This is a genomic window from Kroppenstedtia guangzhouensis (assembly GCF_014637345.1).
Classification (GTDB): domain Bacteria; phylum Bacillota; class Bacilli; order Thermoactinomycetales; family DSM-45169; genus Kroppenstedtia; species Kroppenstedtia guangzhouensis.
On the sequence record NZ_BMEX01000005.1, the window covers coordinates 240751 to 261423 of the forward strand.

The window sequence follows — 20673 nt, forward strand, 5'->3', positions numbered from 1 at the left end:
AAACAGCGGGCTGATCAGCCCGCTGTTTTGGTGTCCTAGCAAGTTGGTTCCGCAACCTGGATCTAAGTGTAACCCACGAAATCCCCCCACACAAGGAGACCCATCGATTGTTCACACAGCGTTCATTATTCGGCAGCCAAGGCTTCTTTCAATTCATTGGATGACCGCTTCCACATATCCGGATCATTCTCTATCAACAACCGGCGCAGGGCACCCCTTTCCACTTCATTTAATTCCTCCACTCGGATCCGCCGCTTCAGAGCGTCATCCATCCGATTGACATGATCCGCCAGGTTTTTCCACCCCCGCCTGATTTCCCGGTTCACTCGCATTGAACAGGCCGCCACACCGGCATAGTAAGGTCCTTCCTCCTTGCGATCCACAGCCACCCAAACCACCCGGTACTCTGTTCCACCCGAAACCTCATCCGGGTTGCTCAGAAATTTGATTCCTCTCTCCACTCTGCTTTTGGCATGTATCAAGCCAAGGTCGATCCGGGCCTCATCCCCTTCGATCAGGACAGCGGAAAGGTTGCTCAGGTTGAGTGTCCCCGTGTAGTAACCGCCATGGGTGGTGGAGTCACTCCGGATGATGTTGAATTCCGATTTTTTCTTTCTGCTCACCGAACTCCCCCCTTTTGTTGTATTGTATCTCAGGGCTCATCACCTTTCAAAAAGAGGGTACCGGAAACCTTGTGAAAACACGTCACAGAGAGTTGGGTTTTACATGGAGCGAGACGGATTCAAAGGCACCGAAACAACATTTTCTAGAAATTCCTCAACATATTGACCCGTTCCACCACTTCACTCCGGTTGAGATTATGAACCAGGGGCACCTGTTCCGGCTCCGGCGAGCGTTTTTTCTCCCGAGCCGGCTGCCTTAATGGCATATGGATGTTAAAGGTCGTGCCGCGTCCCGGTTGACTGGTCACATGAATCTGCCCCCCGTGCTCCGATATAATGCGGTGGCAGATGGAAAGTCCCATTCCCGTCCCGTCCCCTTTGGTGCTGAAAAAGGGATCAAAGATGCGGGACATATGTTCCGGTGGGATTCCGCTGCCACTGTCCCGAACGCGGACCACAACCCGGTCTCCCGCCTCTTTCCAACCAACGCTGACCATCCCCTTGGTGTTGAGGGATTCCAGACCGTTTTGCACCAGATTGATCAAGACTTGCTTCAATTGCTCGGTGTCCGCCTCGACGATCACAGGAGAAGCCGGAGGGCGGGGAACCAGTTCATGTCCCATCAAAATGGCCCGGGGGTTAAGGAGTTGCAGGACATCATCGATCAATCGATCCAGATTGAACAAGGTGTGCCTGACCGGCCGGGATTCGCTCAAGTGCAAAAACTGTTTCAACAGATCATTGATGCGATCGATCTCAGGCAGGATCACAGACTCCCACTTTTTCACTTCCGGTGACTCCGCCGCTGAGATTTGGATAAAACCACGAATGGAGGTAAGGGGATTGCGAATCTCATGGGCCAGCCCCGCCGCCAGCAGACCGACAGCGGACAGCTTCTCCAGATGGCGCCGCTGTTCTTCCTCCCGGTGCCGAATCCGGGTTTGTTCAATGGACAACCGATGTTCCGCCAGCCGGATCAGTTCGGCTCCATTTTGAGCATCCATCGGATAGGATGCTGCACCGATACAGTAATGGACACTGCACCGTTCCAACCGAAAGCCGTTGATCACCAGTTCCACCGTATCCAGAATGAGGCGCATGGTGGAATCATCCCCCATCAGCCCGATGGCGAACTGATCCCCGTCATAGCGTGCCACTTGTGCATAGGAAGGGAGATTCTTTTTTAATTCCCGTGCGATCCCGATCAACAGTTGATCTCCGGCATCGATCCCTTCCTTCGTGTTTACCTGCCGGAAGTCGACCAAATCGACACAGACCACATGATAGGACTGTTGAGCCGCCAAACACCGGGACAAACTTTTGGTCACTTGCTCCTGAAAACCGCCGAAATTGTACATTCCGGTCAGATAGTCTCTTCGGGAGATCTCCTTCAATTCATCGATATGGGAATGAAGACGGGTGTGGGCATCTTCTACCTTCCGAAGCAGCTTTCTGTTTTCCTCCTTCAAGTCATCCGATCGGCGATTTACACGGCGAAGGTGGGTGCCCAGCCACGCAGAACAGGCAAAGAGGATGATCTCACCCATGAGACGAAAGGAATCTTCTCCCGCCGATGCACCGGGACTCACCCATTCGTACACCAAGAAAAAACAGATTGCAGAAACAATCGTGGTATCTGTGGATAAACGATCATGTAAGAGAGCCAGAACTACAAGGTAAGCCCACAGAAAGGTCACGTTCCCGGTCAGAAGGTCCAAGATCGCCAACAGACCGAGCACGGTCAAGGGATACAGGAGAAAAGGAAACGACGGAGCCCATTTGCGCCTCATCCAAAGCATCAGCAGCAGGATTCCTAGGATGACCCCGGTTGCAGACCACCTCAGCTCTGGTTCGAAAAGCGACAGAGCCATTGCTCCAAGGGCTTCATACCTGTTTGCCAAGTTTGAACCCCCCATTTTTTCCAATCGGCGATTCAAGATCTATTCTAACGGTTTTTCTTCCCCGCTTGTTTATTCCATATGGCAGATTGCCGGTAAAAATCAAGTTAAGATTCCATTTTCGTTCCCATATTTCCTTCCTGAAAATCAGCCTTCGACAAAACCTATCAAAAAATGATATAAAATTCACTTCTCCCTTTGTGTTAAAATTCAAATTGTAAATATTCTGACCAGTCCCGAAAGTGAGGAATGCTTTCCTCAGAATCATCGTACGCTTTAATGGTGGACAAATCCACCAGATTCTCTGTGTGCTCAGGGGGGACCGTTCATGGAAAAGGAGAAAATCCTGGCCGACTCCATTGTGGAACTGCTGGGTGGAGAAGAGAACATCGGGAGTTTGAATCATTGTATGACCCGTCTCCGCATCACGCCCAAAGACCGGGAACAAGTCCGTTTGGAAGAATTGAAAGCGCTTCCCGGTGTGATGGGAGTGGTTCAGTCTCAAAATCAGATCCAGGTGGTTCTGGGACCGGGTACCGCTGCCAAGGTGACCCGCCTCATCGCCGAACAAACGGGAATCCAAGCGGGAGAAGTGCAGGATTACAAAGCAGCTGTACAAGATAAAAACCGTACGCCTTTCAAGTTGTTCCTGCGTCGGTTGGCCAACATCTTCATCCCCTTGATTCCCGCCATCGTCGCCGGCGGGATGATCATGGGGTTGACCAATGTGGCCATCCATTCTTTTGATGTCAATGAGAAGAGTTCGTGGATCCAGCTTTTGAATGCCATCAGTGGAGTGGTTTTTTTCTACCTCTCGGTGATGGTCGGAATCAATACGGCCCGGGAATTTGGTGGCACGCCCGCCTTGGGGGCGCTGGCCGGAGGAATGATTTCCTTCCCCGGTATTGAAGGGATCGAACTGTTCGGCGAAGAATTGGTGGTCAATCGCGGCGGACTGATCGGTGTTCTCCTGGCCGCCTGGTTTATCAGCTGGTTGGAAGGAAAGATCAGGAGAATTGTGCCCAACGCCGTCGATATCATTTTCACACCCACCCTCTCTGTTCTGGTGACCGGGTTTGTCACCTATATCGTCTTGCAGCCGGTCGGCGGATGGATCTCCGACGGAATCACCGGTGTCTTGACCGGTTTGCTGGATGCGGGCCAAAGCGGGTTGATGGCGATCGTTTCCGGAGCGGTTTTAGCCGGAACCTTCCTGCCCTTGGTGATGACCGGCCTTCATCAGGGACTGACTCCCATTCATCTGGAAATGTTGACCCAGACAGGTCTCGATCCCCTGTACCCGATTTTGGGCATGGCCGGCGCCGGTCAAGTGGGAGCTGCCATCGCGATCTACATCAAGTCAAAGAACGACACCCTGCGTAACGTGATCAAGGGAGGACTCCCTGTGGGAATTCTGGGTATCGGTGAACCCCTGATCTATGGCGTCACCTTGCCCCTGGGGCGTCCCTTTGTAACCGCCTGCCTCGGTGCAGCTGTTGGCGGCGCTTTTCAAGCGGTCCTGGGAATCGCCACCGTCGCCATCGGAGTCTCAGGCCTGCCGATGGCTCTCTTGGTCCAACCTGGACAGATCCTGATGTACCTGCTCGGTGTGGTGATCTCCTACGGGGCTGGATTCGTGTTCACTTACTTCTTCGGGTTTAACAAAGAACTGGATGGCAACTACGGTAAAAGCACCAGCCAGTCGGGGATGAATTTGCCAACCTGACACCCGTCACCGAACCGGTAACCAACCACTCCTTGTTCGCAAAACAGCCCCCTCTTCCCACGGGGGCTGTTTTTTTATCCTTCTCCTTCCCGACCCTCAGTGACCTTCTCTCTGGAATTTCTTTTTCTTCTGTCCCCCCGGCACCCGTCAGGATGAAAACCATTGAAGCCGGGGATGACGATAAACCGAAAATGGGTGTTGGAAACACAGAACCCGCCCTAGACCATCCGGCCGACCCAACGGGGGGATGGCTCCTTCTTCCGGTCTCCCGAATCTCCTTTGCTCTCTTCCTGCCAACGATACAAAACCCGCTGACCCCCTTCCTCCGGTCTGTTTTTCCCGGGCCTGGGGACCGGATACGCATCCACCCCTTCCCCGACCGCTGTCGATGTCCATCGTTCTTGGCCTTCGGCTGGGGAATCTGCCCTGTCTTGCCAACGGACCATCATTCCGTTACCGGCAGGTTCGTACACCGGAGGCTTTGAATCCTTCCACAGTTTGTTGTAGCGCTGCCGGGCCAGGGGCGTCCGCTCGTGTTCCTCCAGGAGTGTATGTACGATGGTATCCTTCAGAATCGTTTTGATTTCCTCACTCCGGTACCCATTGTCCACTTCTTCCACCCACTTAAACACCGGACCATCCTCTTTCGTAAAGGTCACGTTTCGCTGAGTGGGGGACAACTCCTTCATTGAGGTGAGCCGTTCCCGGAAGGCATCGGAATCACAGATCGTGTCCAAGGGAAAGTAGATCCCTCTCAAATAGGACTGTATGCAATATTTAACCAGCAACGGAAACTGTCCTCTGGGCAGGATATCATACCAGTTACGAAGAAAACGGTCTTTCTTCCCGAGGTAAACCCCCACAGTAATTGCCATTCTGTCGACCCGCCTTTCATTGATTTAGGATGGGGATTCCGTTTTGGCCGACTGCCAAAACGGAATCGGAACCCGAAAACAGACAAAGAAGGTGACGCTGCATTTTTTTCTCTCCATACCGCCGCGAACCCTTCTTTTGGCAAATATACTATCAGTGGCTTGGTTGAATCGTCAACAGAATATTTTGTCGAATATGGACAAGTTCTCCCGGAACCTGCATCACTTGATGATCCGATAATGATTGTTCATAATTCTCCGATACATGGATGGATTTCTGATCTTGCTGAACATGCGGAAATATGGGCGGGTGTTCACTTCAAAAATCCACGGCTTGCCCATCCAGTCCAAGCCCACATCGATCCCCAACTCCTTCAACCCCGGAAAACGCCGCTCCAACACCTCAGCAGTCAAATACGAAATTTTCGCCAAATCCCGCATGACCCTCTCGGGAAAAATCCCTTCCCCATCCATGAATTGCAGAGCCTTTTTCATATCCATGGGTTGACCGCCTTTACAATGATTGGTGACAAACCGTCCCCGAGCGGCCACCTTTGCCACCATTCCGCTAAGGATCCATCGGTTCCCGGGCTTTTGCAACAAAACCCGGATATCGAAGGGCCTCCCTTCGATGGTGGCCAGCTCCACCCCTTCCTGCAAAATATACCTGCGAGAGGGAGACAGAAGCCTCCCTACCATCCGGCCCAAGTCCCTTTCCTCCACCATCCGGCAGTTCTTTCGAAAACAGACCTCAAACCGGGGGATGAGCTTCCGGACCCGGATAATTCCGGAACCGCCTCCACCCTTATCCGGCTTTACAAATACGGAGGGGGATTGCTTCAACATTTTTTTTATGTTTTCTTCAGAATACCAGATGGTTTCAGGCAGACAGGACCGCAGATGGGGGTGTTGCCACATCACAACGTGTTTCAACCCTTTGCTGGCGATCTGACGGTATTTTCGCTTATACTGCATCACAGCCATCCCTTCCGTCTCATTGGCAAGTCGCGACACTGTCAGTCTATTCCCGGTCCGCTTCTTCAGGAAGGGTTTTTCCGCCCAAAATTGCTGAATGTGTTAAAATGTAAAGGCAACAGGCGTTAAATTCCGCATGGAAGGGATGGTGAAAAAATGTACAAAAAACATCCCTCCCGTATAAAAAATCTTTCAGCTTGGCTTCAGTTTTCCATTCTATCAACGACTCTTCTCAGTCCTCAGGGCAAGATGTTTGCCCAATCTGTTCTTCATAAAGGAAGTCAGCGCCTCCGGGATTATTGACCCACAATGGCCCGGCAAAAATGTGATCGATACTGTCATCCCGAATTCCGGAACCAGGCAGAGTTGTCGGCCCGGGAGTAGGATCGGGTCCTCGCCGGTTTCGAAAAGAATATGGATTTGATCCGGGATGGCCTGTTTACGTCTTTCTCTTTCCCGATCGCAACTCTCTTCAGACCACTTTTCCTGGGGGTGCCACGGAAGTCTACCTTTCCGGAAGAGATCTTCTGAATCGCAGGTGTGGAACGAGGGAGTTCCTTCTGCTGAGATGGTTCCCAAACGCTGGGCCCTCCTTTTCCATAGGCGGGATCCCTGCACTGTGAAACGGCCCGTCTCTGTCTCGACCGGTACCAGGTGGCAATGATCTTCTCTGTTATACTGAGTCCTGCTCAACGGGTGGAATACCGGGAGCTCGGTTCTGAATGTGCGGTCCCGGCGAACGGCCTATCCCAGCTTCCACTCATAAATACCGGGAACTAGCGGGGACTGAGCTTTCCAGCCCGGCTCTCGCCTACCGACAAACCTTTCTGTGGCTTGTTGGATGGTGGAGGCCCATGAGGACTCCTCCCTCGACCGCCTCCACCACCGACTGTTCCGGGGAATTCCTTTTGATTTTGCCTATAATCGGGTCTTTGGAAGCTCTCCCAGGGAATCCTTTGAAGAATAGTACCGACAGACAACCTAATTTTTAAGATGACAGGGGTGTAAAGATCGATGGCTGCTAAAATCCTCGTCGTTGAAGACGAGAAACCGATTGCTGATATCTTGCAGTTCAACCTGAGCAAAGAAGGTTTTGAAGTGGAGTGCATCCATGATGGGGACGAAGCCTTGAAACGAATCTATGAGGAACCCCCGGACCTGATCCTGCTCGATCTGATGCTCCCGGGGACGGACGGCATTGAAATTTGCCGTAAAGTCCGGGAGAAATACCGGATGCCGATCATCATGGTCACCGCCAAGGACTCGGAAGTGGACAAAGTGCTGGGATTGGAACTGGGGGCGGATGACTATGTCACCAAGCCCTTCAGCAATCGGGAACTGTTGGCCCGAATCAAGGCCAATCTACGCCGAGTCCGGGATCAGGGCCAATCCTCCACCGATCCCGGCGGTCGAATTCAAGTGGGATCACTCACGATTGATCAGGGGAGTTATCTCGTCACCAAGAATCAAAAAACGCTGGATCTGACCCACAGGGAATTTGAACTTCTCCTTTATATGGCCAAACATGTCAACCAGGTTCTGACCCGGGAACATCTGTTGCAATCGGTGTGGGGATATGATTACTTCGGTGATGTCCGCACCGTGGATGTGACGATTCGACGCCTGCGGGAGAAAATCGAACAAGATCCCAGTCAACCCCAGTACATCATCACCCGGCGCGGAATCGGCTACACCATGCGGGATCCCGGGTCCGACCGGTGAACCTCATGAAATGGCTGCGCATTTTCAACAGCGTCCACTGGAAACTGGTGACCATATACGGCTTGCTGCTTCTGATCTCCATGCAACTGATCGGGGTCTATTTTTTCAAGGAGCTGAAGTCCACCTTTGAAAACAATCTCGAAAACAGTCTGGAAAAGCAGGCCGGATCCATCCGTTCCGTCATCGGCACCTCCGCCATGGCTGATTCTGACCGAAAAAAACTGGATAAACTCCTGGATCAACTCACGCTGGATAAAAAAAATACCGTCCAGATCGTGAACCAGGACGGCTTTATCATCGCTACCACTGGAGACGACAGCTCCCAGGCACAGAAAAACACCTGGGTGAACCCCATCTTGCAAGGTAAAGAAAAACTGACCAAGATCATTCCCAAAGCCGGCAACCGATACATGTTGTTCAGTCTCCCCATCAAGAAGGACGGCAAGGTTCTCGGCGCCGTCTATATCGAAGCACCGATGCGGGAGATGTATGAAAACATCCGCAACATCACAGAGATTCTGATCAAAATCACAGTGGTCTCCATGGTAGGTTCCTCCGTCCTGGGGATTGTCCTCGCCCGGACCATCACCAATCCGATCAAGGAGATCACAGAACAGGCCACGGTCATGGCCGAAGGTGACTTTGACCGCCAAGTGACGGTCAAAAGCGATGATGAGATCGGAAAGCTGGCCTCAGCCTTCAACCATCTCGCCCAACATCTGAGAGACGCCCTCTCCCAAAACGAGGAGGAGAAAGGTCGACTGCAGTCCGTCTTGGCCAACATGAGTGACGGGGTGATCGCCACCAATCGCAAGGGAAGAGTGATTGTCTCCAACCGCAGGGCGGAAGAGATGCTGGACAAAAAAATCAGCGACGGGGAAGCGATCAACCAGGTTCTACCTTTGGCCAATCCCCTGGTTTTCCCGGTGACGGAAGAGAGGCAAACCTTCCTGGAACTAGATGCACAGGACGAGGAAGAGCAGACCATCATCAAACTCACCTTCACCCCGGTTCTCCGGGCCAAGGAAGCTGTAGGCCTGATCGTAGTTTTGCAGGATGTGACGGAAGAAGATAAGCTGGACAGACAGCGGAAGGAATTTGTGGCCAACGTCTCCCACGAGTTGCGAACACCGCTGACGACCATCAAAAGCTATCTGGAAGCCTTGGATGAAGGTGGGGTGATGGAAGAACCGGAACTGGCCTCCCGTTTTATGCGGGTAACCCGGCAGGAAGCGGAGCGCATGACCCGGCTGATCCACGATTTGTTGCAGTTGTCCCGATTGGATGCCGAGAAAGTCCGCTTCCGCAAAGTCCCGCTCCCACTGGAAACCGTCCTGTCGGATGCCGCTGACCGGTTTTCCTTCCAATGCCGGCAGAAAGAGATCGATTTCCAACTTTCCCTGGAGGAGGACCTGCCACGGGTCTACGCTGATCGGGACCAAATCGATCAGGTCCTGGACAATCTTCTGTCCAACGCAGTCAAGTACACCCCTGAGGGGAAAAAGATCTCTCTGTCTGCCCGCAAATGTTCTGATGGGTACGTGCAGGTGTCTATCGCCGACAAAGGAATCGGGATTCCCAAAAAGGACCTGGAACGAATTTTCGAACGTTTCTACCGGGTGGACAAAGCCCGCTCCCGCAGGTTGGGCGGGACCGGGCTGGGCCTTTCCATCGCCCGGGAAATCGTGCGGGCCCACGGAGGTTCGATCCAACTGGAAAGCACGTATGGAAAGGGAACCACCGTACGATTCACACTCCCGCCCTGTGAGCCGGAGGTGACGCAGTTGTGAAGGAGCATCTGAAATCCCTGGCCTTGATCTTCCTGGTGGGCGCAAGTTTGCTCCAAACCGGGATCCTCTGGTACAGTTCGCCGTCCTACCAGGAAAAAAGAAACGTCGAAGATATCCCCAAAATCGGACATGAAACCTTTCAAAAGAAAGGGGGATATCAATTGATCTCTCCTCCGGAGATCCTGTTGCATCGGGAAGGAAGACAGCAGCGGATCCTCCCCGGCAAGGAGTATTGGTCCCTGACAGATCAACTCCATCGTGCCCGGTTGGAAGATATTCGAACCGTGGAACCCTCTCCCGCCCAGTGGATCGGATTGATGAAGAATGAGCCGGGACTGGAGTTGAGGTTTCACCAGGATTTCCCTGCTGATGTGGTGAATACCTTTTTCTCCGGAAACGAGGAGATCCACGGACTCCAATTTATCAACCGAATTTGGCTTTTTGGAGAGGGAGACAACAACCGAGTCACCATCTGGTTGATTTCAGACCGGGAACAATCGGTGCTGGAGGGAACCGCTCTGATCCGGGATTACACAGATTGGTTGGACCAGGCAGAACGGTTCAAGGGAGAACTTCTCCACCCGGTCTTCCCCGACGGGAAATCCAACCTGGATAAGAAAAAGCTGAGGGACGGGGAAATTCCCTATGCCTTTTACCTTCCGGAGAAATCCCCCGTGGTGAACCGACTCACCTTTCGTCCCAAAAAAATCGATGTGAACGACATGATCCTGATCCTGTTCAGAAATCCATACAACCCGAAAAGAAGCCAGGTGTTTGATTCCACCTACATCTATATGGATTCAGACTCCGGGCGAACTCTTCAGCATAACGAGCAAAATCAGACCATGGTGTACAACAATCCCTTGAACGAGACCGGGGAGGAATCCTCTCCCAGCAATGATCTGGCCACGATCACCACATTTATGAATCGGCATAATGGCTGGACAGGAAACTTCCTCTTGGATCGCGTGGAGATGGATTTGGACAACGGAAGCAATAACTACATTTTTCAACTCTATCTGAAGGGCTACCCCGTGTACGCCTCCGAACGCTCCGGATTGAACACCATTCGATTGACCGCTCGGCAAGGGGTTTCCACCTATGAACGGTCTCTCCATTATTTCTCTCCCCAGCCCAGCCGGGAGGAAAAGAGCCGGCTGCCAACACGCAATGAAGTGCTCACGGCTTTGAAGAGTGTGGGCTCCGATTGGGCAAATCTTCGTTCCATCCATCCCGGCTACCAGGCTGCGTTGAAGGAAAAAAAGATGGAACTGGAACCGGTATGGGTGATTCAATTTCAAAATGGCAAACAGGGGTTCCTGGCGGCTTCGGAAGAGGGGAGGGGGGCAAAATGGATTGGAGCAAAGCCAAATCCATCCTGATCCTGGCTTTTTTCTCTCTAAATGTTTTTCTCGCCTACCAATTGCTCGAGGCGAAGGGGGAACAATCCCAGACCCAGCAGGTATCCCAGGATACCCGGAGGGAGCTGACGGAGCTCACTTCCGATAAAAACATCCACATTCGGGACCAACTTCCGGAAAACACTCCCAACGTCTCCTATTTGCAGGCCGAACCTCTCCAAATAGAGAACCTGCGCAAACAGGATCCACGTTGGCGGAAAAACTCATCAGGAGGTTACACACTAACTTTCGGGACTCCTTTGCAGAAAAACGGGGACTTGAAGAAAATCCTGAACCAGTACGTCCCCGACCTGAAGCAATACAAGTTGTTGGACGAAGCGGAAGGGGATTCCTCAACCTTTTTCCAAATGTGGAACGATCGGCCGATCTTTGATGATCGTCTGACCGTGGTCATGGAAGGAGAGAGCATCACCCGACTGGAACTCACCCCTTATCAGATCCGCTCAGACAACCATACCGCCACCCGACCCGGTTGGTCGGCTCAAAGTGCACTGGTCACTCTGATCAAATCAGGCCAGATCCGGGAGGGCTCCGCGGTCACCGATGTCACCTTGGGCTACCACGGCCAGTCCTATGACGGCGATAAACGGTTATTGTCCCCCGTCTGGAGAATCCGCACCGAGGACACCACATTCTATGTCAATGCAATCACCGGTGCCAGCGAAATTGATACCAACAGTCAGATCCATGAGCAACAAACAGAAAGAGGAAGATTGAATTGAAATTCAGTGTCCTGGCGAGCGGCAGCAGTGGAAATGCTCTGTATGTGGAAACCGGGAGGACCCGAATTCTGGTGGATGCCGGATTGAGCGGGAAACAGCTGGAGAATCTTCTCCGTTCCATCGATGTCAATCCTTCCACTCTTCAAGCTATTCTAGTAACCCACGAACACAGCGACCATATCAAAGGGTTGGGTGTCTTCGCCCGCAGATACGGACTGCCCGTTTATATGAATGAAGCCACCTGGGAGAGTCTTCCCTCCAGTGTGGGCCGGATCCCTCCGGAACAACAACATGTCTTCTCCACTCTGTCCACACTGGAATTGGAAGACCTGACAGTGGAGTCCTTTCCGATCTCCCATGATGCAGCGGAACCGATGGGATTTTGCTTTCATCATGAAGGGGCCCAGTTGGGCCTGGTAACCGACACCGGATACATCCATCAGCGGATTCTTGACAAGGTGGCCGGCTGTGACGCCCTCATCTTTGAGTCCAATCACGATGTCAATATGTTGCGGATGGGAAGATACCCTTGGAATGTGAAAAGGAGGATCCTGAGCGATGTGGGTCACCTTTCCAATGAAGATGCGGGATGGGCTCTTGTGGAGATTTTGAGGGGAAACGGGGAGGATATCTTTCTCGCCCATCTCAGCCAGGATAACAATCTGACTGAGCTCGCACATCTGACCGTCAAAGAGGTGCTTCAAGAACAGGGGCTTCACGTGGGACGGGACGTCCGACTTTGGGAGACCCACCCGGACCGTCCCACCCCACTCACCACACTTGAAAAAAAGCACCGCTTTTTGTGAAGGGCCTTCTATACTGCTTTGAGGTTTAAAATCATCAGCGGATATCGAGCATTGTCAGTAATTCTGGCTCTGGAAGCGTTGTGAAACAACATCACAGGGAGGATTGGGTTTCACATCCCGCTTCATTTGTTCTGGCAATAAGAGGCTTCCTGTGAAACTCGATCCCGTCTCCCCAAGAACGATTTAAATCACAATGCTTCTGGATGTAGTCTCACTGTTGACTTCATACACTATTCGTCAACATTGGCGAAATTCATCCACAATCAAAGTAGCACTAAAAAAGTTCATGAGAAACCACTCTCCTCCCTTTTGTCCGACCTATCACCTTGTTATGATATGGTAGTGGGAACAACTCATGTTCCCCGAGGAGTCCCAAGATCCCCGTCCCAGGAAACCATTGAACAGCCAGGTGAAACCGGATTCCGAAATACAAGCGATTTGGGCTTTAATTCGGGATGAATGGGAAATAGTAAAAACAGGCTCTCACGCAAAAATGAAATGAGGAGGCTTGATGCCGTGGGCTATTATGACCAATCTGACCGTGTACGCCGCGGCATGTTGGTGTTTCTGACTGCAATCATATCCGCCGTGATTGGAGGGCTCCTGGTCCTCACCCTGTCCCCGGCCTTGGTGAGGATGGGCCTGTTGCCACAAGAATACTTTTCCCGCGGAAATGCCCCCCTCTCGGAAGGAGCCGGCCCCACCCAATCTGTCAGCGTCGATGTGAACAATGATATCACCAAGGCAGTGCAGCAAGTGCGTCCGGCGGTGGTGGGTGTGGTCAACATACAGGAGAGCGGTGGCCCCTTCAACCAGGAACCTGTGCAAAGTGGAACTGGCTCCGGAGTTATCTTTGAGAAAAAAGGGGAGAAAGCTTTGGTGGTGACCAACCACCATGTGATTGAGGGTGCCAGCCAAATCGGTGTGGTGATTCCCGGGGAAGACGGCGGGAAGAACGTTGGAGCCAAACTGTTGGGCAGTGACAAGGCCACCGATCTGGCTGTTCTGGAGATTTCATCAAAATACGTGACAAAGGTGGCCAAATTCGGCAACTCGGATCAAGTGAAGGCGGGTGAACCGGCGATTGCCATCGGAAATCCCCTCGGACTGGAATTTTCCCAATCAGTCACCGCCGGAGTAATCAGTTCTCCCCAACGGCAAATCAAGGTTTCCGAAACGATGGATATGGACGTGATCCAGACAGATGCCGCCATCAACCCCGGAAACAGTGGTGGAGCTCTGGTTAACGCCGCCGGTCAGCTGATCGGCATCAACAGCCTCAAGATTGCGGAACAGGGGGTGGAGGGACTCGGCTTTGCCATCCCTGTCAATGACGCCAAACCGATCCTCAATGATCTGATCCAATTCGGCGAGGTGCACCGGCCTTATCTGGGTGTCGCACTAAGGGATCTGGAAACGGTTGATTTGCAAGCCCGTTCCACCAAACTTCATCTGCCCGATTCTGTCACACGGGGCGTCGTCATCCTGGACATCACCCCGGGCAGCAGTTCTGCCAAAGCGGGATTGCAACGGTTGGACGTCATTGTTCAACTGGACGAACAAAAGATCCGGGACGGCTCCGACCTTCGATCCTATCTGTGGAAGAAAAAAGAGATCGGTGATCAGATGAAAGTCGTCTTTTATCGTGACGGTGAGAAGAAAAGTGTCACCCTTACCTTGACCAAAGCTCCCAAACACCTGTCATAACCCTTCCTCTCCGCCCCGCGAGTGCGGGGCGGATCCTTTGCCGCAAAAAGGAGTGAAATCCATGCGGGAATGCCTGATCCGGTATGCTTGTGCTGAACATCTCGATCCTGTCCTGGACGAAATGGTGGATGAACAGGGTCGGGCCCCGGATCTCCTCCCCCTGACAACGAAAGAGTGCGCCGGAGAAGTCCGTTGCCAATGGTGTGGAAAAAAGCCGGATTATCTACTGACCCTGAATGAAAGAATGGGAGGAGAAAATGAAAATTCAAATCCTTGCGGTGGGAAAGTTGAAGGAATCTTATCTTCGCATGGGGGTGGAAGACTATCTTCAGCGAATCTCAACCTACGCCAAAGTGGAAGTGAAAGAGATTGCCGAGGAAAAGACCGCAGAACCTCTGAATGAAGCTGAAATCCGGCGGGTGACCAACCGGGAAGGGGAACGGATCCTCCGTCAGTTGTCTCCGGATACCTACACCATCGCCCTTGTCATCCAAGGGGTTGCACTGTCCTCCGAAACTTTGGCCAACCACTTGGAACAACTGGCTACCTACGGTAAAAGCCGCATCGCTTTTATCATCGGCGGCTCCTATGGATTGTCAGAACAGGTGAGGCAACGGGCTGATTACTCCTTGTCCTTTTCCAAGATGACGTTTCCCCACCAATTGATGCGTTTAATTTTATTGGAACAACTCTACCGCTCCTTCAAGATCAACCGCGGAGAAACTTATCATAAGTAAAGGAACCTCTCGTACCCACCTTCCCCTGCTGGGCGGGAAGGTGGGTAAACTTCCATAAAAAAAAGCGCCATGGAAGAGCGCTTTTGATAAATCCATTGCTGTATTTCTGAACAGCTGCAGTGATTCAAGCGTACACCGGACGTACTTGAATGGTCTGCTCCCGATCGGGACCGACAGAAAAGAGAGTGAGGGGGATTCCCGTCAGGTGAGTGATCCGCTCTACATAATGCTGGGCCGCCAAGGGAAGGTCTGACAGATTCCGCACTCCGGTGATGTCCTCCTCCCACCCTGGCAACTCTTCAACCACCGGTTCACATTCCGCCAGTATATCCAAGTTGGCCGGATAGTTTTCCAATACCTGTCCCCGGTAACGGTAAGCTGTGCAAATCTTGACTGTGGGGAGGCCGGTCAACACGTCCAGGGAATTCAGGGAGAGACCGGTGATCCCACTCACCCGGCGAGCATGGCGCACCACCACACTGTCAAACCACCCCACCCGGCGGGGGCGCCCTGTAGTCGTTCCATACTCCCGTCCCACTTCCCTGATCCGTTCCCCCGTGTCATCGTGAAGTTCCGTCGGGAACGGGCCGTCCCCGACCCGGGTGGTGTAGGCTTTGGCCACTCCGATCACTTGATGGATCTTGGTAGGCCCCACACCGGATCCGATACAGACACCTCCGGCAACTGGATTGGAAGAAGTGACAAAGGGATACGTTCCCTGATCAATATCCAGCATCACACCCTGAGCCCCTTCAAACAATATCCGCTTCCCTTGGTCGATCGCCTCGTTCAAGACGACGGAGGTGTCTGTCACATAAGGGCGGATCCGCTCCGCACAGCTCAGATAGGGCTGGTATATCTCCTCAAAAGTGAACCCGGTGGTGTCATAATACTTCTCCAGCAACCGGTTCTTGTCTTCCAGGGTCTTTTTCAGTTTGGCAGCAAAACGATTCCGGTCCAGAAGATCGGAGACCCGGATTCCGATTCGGGCCGCCTTGTCCATATAGGCGGGACCGATCCCTTTTCCAGTGGTTCCGATTTTTCCTGAACCCTTGCGGTTTTCCTCCGCCATGTCCAGCTTGATATGATATGGCATGATCACATGGGCCCGGTCTGAGATCCGCAAATTGCCGGTGGAAACTCCATGTTCCTCAAGATAATCCAACTCTTCCACCATCGCCTGCGGGTGAAGCACCATTCCGTTTCCCAGAACGCAAACCTTTTCGGAATAAAAGATTCCTGACGGAATCAAATGAAGTTTATATCGCTTTCCACCAAAGACAATGGTATGACCGGCATTGTTTCCTCCCTGGTAGCGAGCGACCACTTCCGCCTTTTCCGCAAGGAAATCAGTAATCTTTCCTTTCCCTTCGTCCCCCCACTGAGTCCCGACAACGACCACCGTCGACATGATCAAGGCTCTCCTTTCCTGACGGGTTCTGCTCACGACCTCCTGCATTCAGCCTTTATCAGTGTACAGTGAAAAAAGTTCAGTGTCAACGAAAAACCGAACATTAAGATATATAAATATAAAATCATTCGCTTTTTATCCATTCTCTTGCTGGCCATGATGCAGATCCAGACTGAGAAACTTATTATAGTTCTTCAAGAAGAGAAGTTCCACCTTCCCCACCGGACCGTTCCGATGTTTGGCCAGGATCACTTCGATTATATTCTTTTTCTCCGAATCCTCGTTATAATAATCATCCCGGTACAGAAAGGATACAATATCGGCATCCTGCTCAATGGAGCCGGATTCCCGAAGATCGGACAGCATCGGCCGTTTGTCCTGCCGCTGTTCCACCGCACGTGACAGCTGAGAAAGAGCGATCACCGGAACATTCAGCTCCCGTGCCAGTAACTTCAACGACCGCGAGATCTCAGAGATCTCCTGCTGGCGACTGTCCCGCCCCTTGCCTTCAATCAGCTGCAGGTAGTCGATCAGAACCATTCCCAAACCGTGTTCCGCCTGCAGACGCCGCAACTTGGAACGAATCTCAAAGACAGTGACTCCCGGAGTGTCATCGATAAAGATGGGAGCTTCCGACAAAGAGCTGATCGCCATAGTAAGTTTTTCCCAATCTTCCTCCGCCAGCTCCCCTGTCCGAAACACTTGGGCATCGATGTTTCCCTCTGCCGCCAACATCCGTTGCACCAACTGGGGAGCGGACATCTCCAGATTGAAGATAGCCACGGGTACACCTGCCCGGACAGCCACGTTTTGGGCCACATTCAGACTGAAAGCAGTCTTTCCCATGCTGGGTCGGGCCGCCAGGATAATCAGATCCGACTTCTGAAAACCGGAAGTCATCCGATCCAGATCCGTATATCCCGAAGGGATTCCGGTCAACTTCCCTTTATTGTAGTGAAGGCTTTCGATCCGTTCATAGGTTTCCATCAAAATCTCCCGGATGGGGGTAAACCCTTTGCCTATTCGACGTTGGGAGATCTCCAGGATTTTCTTTTCGGCAGAATCGATCACATGGGCCACCTCGTCCCCACCGGTATAACCAGAGGTGGCAATTTCAGTGGCAGTTCGGATCAAGCGGCGGAGAACAGACTTCTCCTCCACAATCCGGCTGTAATAATCCACATTGGCCGCTGTAGGCACCGATTCCGCCAATTCCGTCAGGTAGGAAACTCCCCCGACCTCGTCCAGCAGTTTCCGGTCTGAGAGCGCCGATGTCAGGGTTACCAAGTCGATCGGTTCCCCTTGCTCATTCAAATCTATGATCACCTGAAGCAGACGCTGATGAGCCTGTCGGTAAAAGTCCTCCGGTCGGATCCGCTCCAAAACCGTGACCAACACGGAAGGTTCGATCAGGATCGCCCCCAGAACCGCTTGCTCAGCTTCCTGGTTGTGGGGTGGCATCCGATCCGCAAATAATTCACTCATCCTCCATCATCCTCCACCCTCTACAAAAAAAAGGCGCTTCCCCCTCTGAAGCGCCGGAGCTGTTAAATCCAAAATCGGGAGGCCGCTCCACGCCCTGCAACCGAACGTTCAGTCTCTATCACCCGTTGACTCTCTTTCCAATTAGGGAAGTCGCTTCTCTTTATATTCAACTTTTCTCCTCCAAGACCTGTACGGAAAGAGTCGCCGTCACCTTCGGATGCAGTTTCACCGGCACTTTGGTTACACCGAGTGTGCGGATGGGCTCACTCAATTGTATCTTCTTTTTATCCACTTGAAGGCCGTATTCTCTTTCCAGATAACGGCTGATTTGTTTGGAAGTAACCGAACCGAACAGACGGCCGCCCTCTCCGGCTTTGGTATGGAGGGTAATCTCCGTCTTTTCCAATTTCTCCGCCAGCTGCCTGGACCGGGATAACTCTTCTTTCTTCCGTTCTTCTTCCCGTCGTCGCTGTTCTTTTAGAGTATTCAGATTGCCAGCGGAGGCTGCTACAGCCAATTTCCGGGGAAACAAAAAATTACGGGCATACCCTTCGGAGACTTCCTTCACTTCCCCCTTTTTCCCCTGGCCTTTGACATCCTGTTGGAAGATCACTTTCACTTGACGCCGCCCCCTTCCTCTTCACAATACTCCCTCAATACTTCCTGCAAGCGCTGTCGCGCTTCCAGCGGGGTCAGTCCCTCGAACTGTACCGCTGCATTGGTCAAGTGTCCTCCGCCACCGAGGGATTCCATGATCAACTGAACGTTGGGCTCTCCCAAAGAGCGGGCACTGATTGCCACTTTGCCATCATCCCTCCACCCGATGACAAAGGAGGCACTGATCCCTTTCATATTGAGCAACGTATCTGCCGCCTGGGCAATGATGAGTTGGTCATACCGCTCATCCTTTTCCCCGATGGCGATCGCAATTTTATCGTATACCACTTCCGTATTTTTGACAATCTCAGCCCGTTTGACGAAGCGGAAAAGATCCTCCTTCAACAGCGTTTGAACCATGGACAGATCAGCTCCGTGCCGGCGGAGAAAAGATGCCGCTTCAAAGGTTCGGGAACCCGACCGGAAAGCGAAGCTTTTGGTATCCACCACAATCCCCGCCAACAGGGCGGTAGTCTCCAAGGGTTCAATGGTCAACCGTTCATCCTGGTACTGTAATAACTCTGTCACCAATTCGCTGGTGGAAGAGGCATAAGGTTCCAGGTAAACCAATACCGGATCTTTCACAAATTCCTCTCCGCGACGATGATGATCGATCACCACCACCCGTTCCGACCGTTCCACCAGCCGGGGTTCAATGGTCAAAGATGGCTTATGGGTATCCACCAAAATGAGCAGGGTGTTCTTTCCGGTGAGAGAAAGAGCTTTTTCCGGCGGGATGAAAGCCCCCTCCAGGGAATGATGTTCCGAGATGGCCGTCATCAAGGCATCGATGGAAGGGTTGGAGTCCTTTAAAATGATATATCCTTCCCGATCCGCCATACGAACCGACCGCAAGACGCCGATTGCCGCTCCCACTGCATCCATATCTGGCTGATCGTGACCCATGATCAATACCCGTTCACTGTCTCGGATCAGATTGGTAAGTGCATAGGAGATCACCCGAGCCCGAACACGGGTCCTTTTCTCCACGGCATTGGTTTTTCCCCCAAAAAAGACCACTCGGTCCTTTTGCTGGACTGCCGCCTGGTCTCCACCCCTCGCCAGAGCAATATCCAGGGCCGCTTCCGCTGCATGAGTCTGCTCCACAACCGAAGAACGGAAGGTGGCCACACCGATGCTCAGCGTAATCGGAATTTTGTTGTGGTGGGTCATCTCCCGCACCACATCCAGGATGTCAAAACGATTCCGGATCAGGCGCTCCAAGGTTTCCCGGCGAAAAACCATGAAATATTTCTCCGCATCAAACTTCTTGAGGGTGATATCCTGTTTCTGTGCCCAACGGGTGATCACCGACTGCACATCGGTTACTAGCAGAGTCCGCTCCTGATCATCCAAGCCCGCTCCCGCTTCCTCAAAATTATCCATATGAAGAAAGCCAACGATATTTTGTTCCCGTTCATATCGTTTTCTCAATTCTTCCAAGCGGGTGATCTCCCGGAAAAAATACAACCGCTCTTCATGATCATGAATCACTTCAAAGGTCCTGTTGTTCAAGAGGAGCTTCTCCGTGTCGCTCCCGTTACCGGCCAAGTCGGGAAATACATCGGTCACAGCTGACCCGACGAGGGAATCCTTGTCTGCCATCCCTTTGATAAAGGGATTGTGCCAGACCACCTGACCTTTCCGATCATAAAGGAGGATCCCCACAGGCATCTCATCAAAGGCTGCTTGATTGGCCCCCTTCACCCGTTGGGTAAGGGTTTGGACGTATTCATTAAATTCGTGTCTGAATTGCTTTTCCGCCCGGTAGAGCACATACCCCAACAACAGATAAAAGAAGAGTCCAATCAAGGCGAAGGCCCAGTTGTAGGTGGACAGAAGGGCGATCAACACCAAACTGAAACACATGGCCAAAACCATGTGATAACCGTGCCACCGTTTCGTGATAAGATTCGGCATGATGACCTCCCTTACTCCCGGAACCCGTATTTTACAAAAAGATATCTTTTCTCAGGGCAGTTGATTAGCCATAAAATGGGCGGGGAGATGGCAACCCTACGTTGCCATAGCGAGAACGGGGGCGAAGCGATTCTGGCGAGACTTGTGCCCTATGGGTGCAAAGCGACCTTTGCACCACAGGTACTGCAATCCAAATGAGCT

The 20673-nt window shown here is 52.3% G+C and carries 16 protein-coding genes and 1 pseudogene; 9 read left to right on the forward strand and 8 right to left on the reverse strand.

The window, feature by feature from the left end; all coding sequences use genetic code 11:
- Nucleotides 1-125: 125 nt before the first annotated feature.
- Together IEV46_RS09475 and IEV46_RS09480 are read right to left on the reverse strand one after the other, a co-directional pair.
- Nucleotides 126-623, reverse strand: a complete 498-nt coding sequence (locus IEV46_RS09475) for a YwhD family protein (protein WP_188432362.1) — start codon at nt 621-623, stop codon at nt 126-128.
- A 143-nt stretch (nt 624-766) separates the two neighbouring features.
- Complete coding sequence (locus tag IEV46_RS09480) at nt 767-2524, reverse strand: sensor histidine kinase (RefSeq protein ID WP_188432363.1); 1758 nt, start codon at nt 2522-2524, stop codon at nt 767-769.
- A 325-nt stretch (nt 2525-2849) separates the two neighbouring features.
- Here IEV46_RS09480 and IEV46_RS09485 point away from each other — a divergent pair, with 325 nt between their 5' ends.
- Nucleotides 2850-4247: a PTS transporter subunit EIIC gene (locus IEV46_RS09485; RefSeq protein ID WP_188432364.1), complete on the forward strand. Its 1398-nt coding sequence runs from the start codon at nt 2850-2852 to the stop codon at nt 4245-4247.
- 218 nt (nt 4248-4465) lie between these two features.
- Here the strand turns inward: IEV46_RS09485 and IEV46_RS09490 are convergent, their stop codons facing one another.
- Together IEV46_RS09490 and IEV46_RS09495 are read right to left on the reverse strand one after the other, a co-directional pair.
- Nucleotides 4466-5122, reverse strand: coding sequence for a hypothetical protein (locus IEV46_RS09490; protein ID WP_188432365.1), 657 nt, complete (start codon nt 5120-5122; stop codon nt 4466-4468).
- A gap of 219 nt (nt 5123-5341) precedes the next feature.
- Nucleotides 5342-6103, reverse strand: a complete 762-nt coding sequence (locus IEV46_RS09495; RefSeq protein ID WP_188432366.1) for a YheC/YheD family protein — start codon at nt 6101-6103, stop codon at nt 5342-5344.
- A gap of 1005 nt (nt 6104-7108) precedes the next feature.
- Between IEV46_RS09495 and yycF the strand changes: the two genes are divergently transcribed.
- The 8 genes and pseudogenes from yycF (at nt 7109) to rlmH (ending at nt 14999) form a co-directional block, all read left to right on the forward strand.
- Nucleotides 7109-7816, forward strand: coding sequence for a response regulator YycF (gene yycF / locus IEV46_RS09500; protein WP_188432367.1), 708 nt, complete (start codon nt 7109-7111; stop codon nt 7814-7816).
- A 5-nt stretch (nt 7817-7821) separates the two neighbouring features.
- Nucleotides 7822-9606 carry an ATP-binding protein gene (locus IEV46_RS09505; RefSeq protein ID WP_188432368.1) on the forward strand — a complete coding sequence of 595 codons (1785 nt, stop codon included), beginning with the start codon at nt 7822-7824 and terminating at the stop codon, nt 9604-9606.
- A complete protein-coding gene (gene yycH / locus IEV46_RS09510; RefSeq protein ID WP_188432369.1) occupies nt 9603-10988 on the forward strand; it encodes a two-component system activity regulator YycH in 1386 nt (461 codons plus the stop codon). Before IEV46_RS09505 ends, yycH begins: the two co-directional genes overlap by 4 nt.
- Entirely contained in the window at nt 10958-11749 is a 792-nt protein-coding gene (yycI, locus tag IEV46_RS09515; protein WP_188432370.1) for a two-component system regulatory protein YycI, read from the forward strand. The genes yycH and yycI overlap by 31 nt, the downstream gene beginning before the upstream one ends.
- Complete coding sequence (locus IEV46_RS09520) at nt 11746-12555, forward strand: MBL fold metallo-hydrolase (protein WP_188432371.1); 810 nt, start codon at nt 11746-11748, stop codon at nt 12553-12555. Before yycI ends, IEV46_RS09520 begins: the two co-directional genes overlap by 4 nt.
- A gap of 516 nt (nt 12556-13071) precedes the next feature.
- The gene (locus tag IEV46_RS09525; RefSeq protein ID WP_229736019.1) at nt 13072-14262 is read left to right on the forward strand and encodes a S1C family serine protease; all 1191 of its coding nucleotides are present in this window, start codon (nt 13072-13074) and stop codon (nt 14260-14262) included.
- Nucleotides 14263-14323: 61 nt separating this feature from the next.
- Nucleotides 14324-14479: pseudogene (locus IEV46_RS18650) on the forward strand (CxxH/CxxC protein); the annotation flags it as partial.
- Nucleotides 14480-14519: 40 nt separating this feature from the next.
- Nucleotides 14520-14999 carry a 23S rRNA (pseudouridine(1915)-N(3))-methyltransferase RlmH gene (rlmH, locus tag IEV46_RS09530; RefSeq protein ID WP_188432373.1) on the forward strand — a complete coding sequence of 160 codons (480 nt, stop codon included), beginning with the start codon at nt 14520-14522 and terminating at the stop codon, nt 14997-14999.
- Between the two features lie 124 nt (nt 15000-15123).
- On the opposite strand, the gene IEV46_RS09535 is transcribed toward rlmH, so the two are convergent.
- The 4 genes from IEV46_RS09535 to IEV46_RS09550 all read right to left on the reverse strand — a co-directional run bounded on the left by IEV46_RS09535 (nt 15124) and on the right by IEV46_RS09550 (nt 20472).
- Nucleotides 15124-16410: an adenylosuccinate synthase gene (locus IEV46_RS09535; protein WP_188432446.1), complete on the reverse strand. Its 1287-nt coding sequence runs from the start codon at nt 16408-16410 to the stop codon at nt 15124-15126.
- 135 nt (nt 16411-16545) lie between these two features.
- Nucleotides 16546-17895 (reverse strand): replicative DNA helicase, encoded by a 1350-nt coding sequence (dnaB, locus tag IEV46_RS09540; RefSeq protein WP_188432374.1) that lies wholly within the window; start codon nt 17893-17895, stop codon nt 16546-16548.
- A 166-nt stretch (nt 17896-18061) separates the two neighbouring features.
- The gene (rplI, locus tag IEV46_RS09545) at nt 18062-18514 is read right to left on the reverse strand and encodes a 50S ribosomal protein L9 (protein ID WP_188432375.1); all 453 of its coding nucleotides are present in this window, start codon (nt 18512-18514) and stop codon (nt 18062-18064) included.
- Entirely contained in the window at nt 18511-20472 is a 1962-nt protein-coding gene (locus tag IEV46_RS09550; protein WP_188432376.1) for a DHH family phosphoesterase, read from the reverse strand. The genes rplI and IEV46_RS09550 overlap by 4 nt, the downstream gene beginning before the upstream one ends.
- Nucleotides 20473-20673: the final 201 nt, after the last annotated feature.

Bases quoted from the DNA above. Each gene is read 5' to 3' on its own strand.
- IEV46_RS09485 (WP_188432364.1), top strand. From the start codon at position 2,850: ATGGAAAAGGAGAAAATCCTGGCCGACTCCATTGTGGAACTGCTGGGT.
- IEV46_RS09490 (WP_188432365.1), bottom strand. From the start codon at position 5,122: ATGGCAATTACTGTGGGGGTTTACCTCGGGAAGAAAGACCGTTTTCTT.
- IEV46_RS09495 (WP_188432366.1), bottom strand. From the start codon at position 6,103: ATGGCTGTGATGCAGTATAAGCGAAAATACCGTCAGATCGCCAGCAAA.
- yycF (WP_188432367.1), top strand. From the start codon at position 7,109: ATGGCTGCTAAAATCCTCGTCGTTGAAGACGAGAAACCGATTGCTGAT.
- IEV46_RS09505 (WP_188432368.1), top strand. From the start codon at position 7,822: ATGAAATGGCTGCGCATTTTCAACAGCGTCCACTGGAAACTGGTGACC.
- yycI (WP_188432370.1), top strand. From the start codon at position 10,958: ATGGATTGGAGCAAAGCCAAATCCATCCTGATCCTGGCTTTTTTCTCT.
- rlmH (WP_188432373.1), top strand. From the start codon at position 14,520: ATGAAAATTCAAATCCTTGCGGTGGGAAAGTTGAAGGAATCTTATCTT.
- IEV46_RS09535 (WP_188432446.1), bottom strand. From the start codon at position 16,410: ATGTCGACGGTGGTCGTTGTCGGGACTCAGTGGGGGGACGAAGGGAAA.
- dnaB (WP_188432374.1), bottom strand. From the start codon at position 17,895: ATGAGTGAATTATTTGCGGATCGGATGCCACCCCACAACCAGGAAGCT.
- IEV46_RS09550 (WP_188432376.1), bottom strand. From the start codon at position 20,472: ATGCCGAATCTTATCACGAAACGGTGGCACGGTTATCACATGGTTTTG.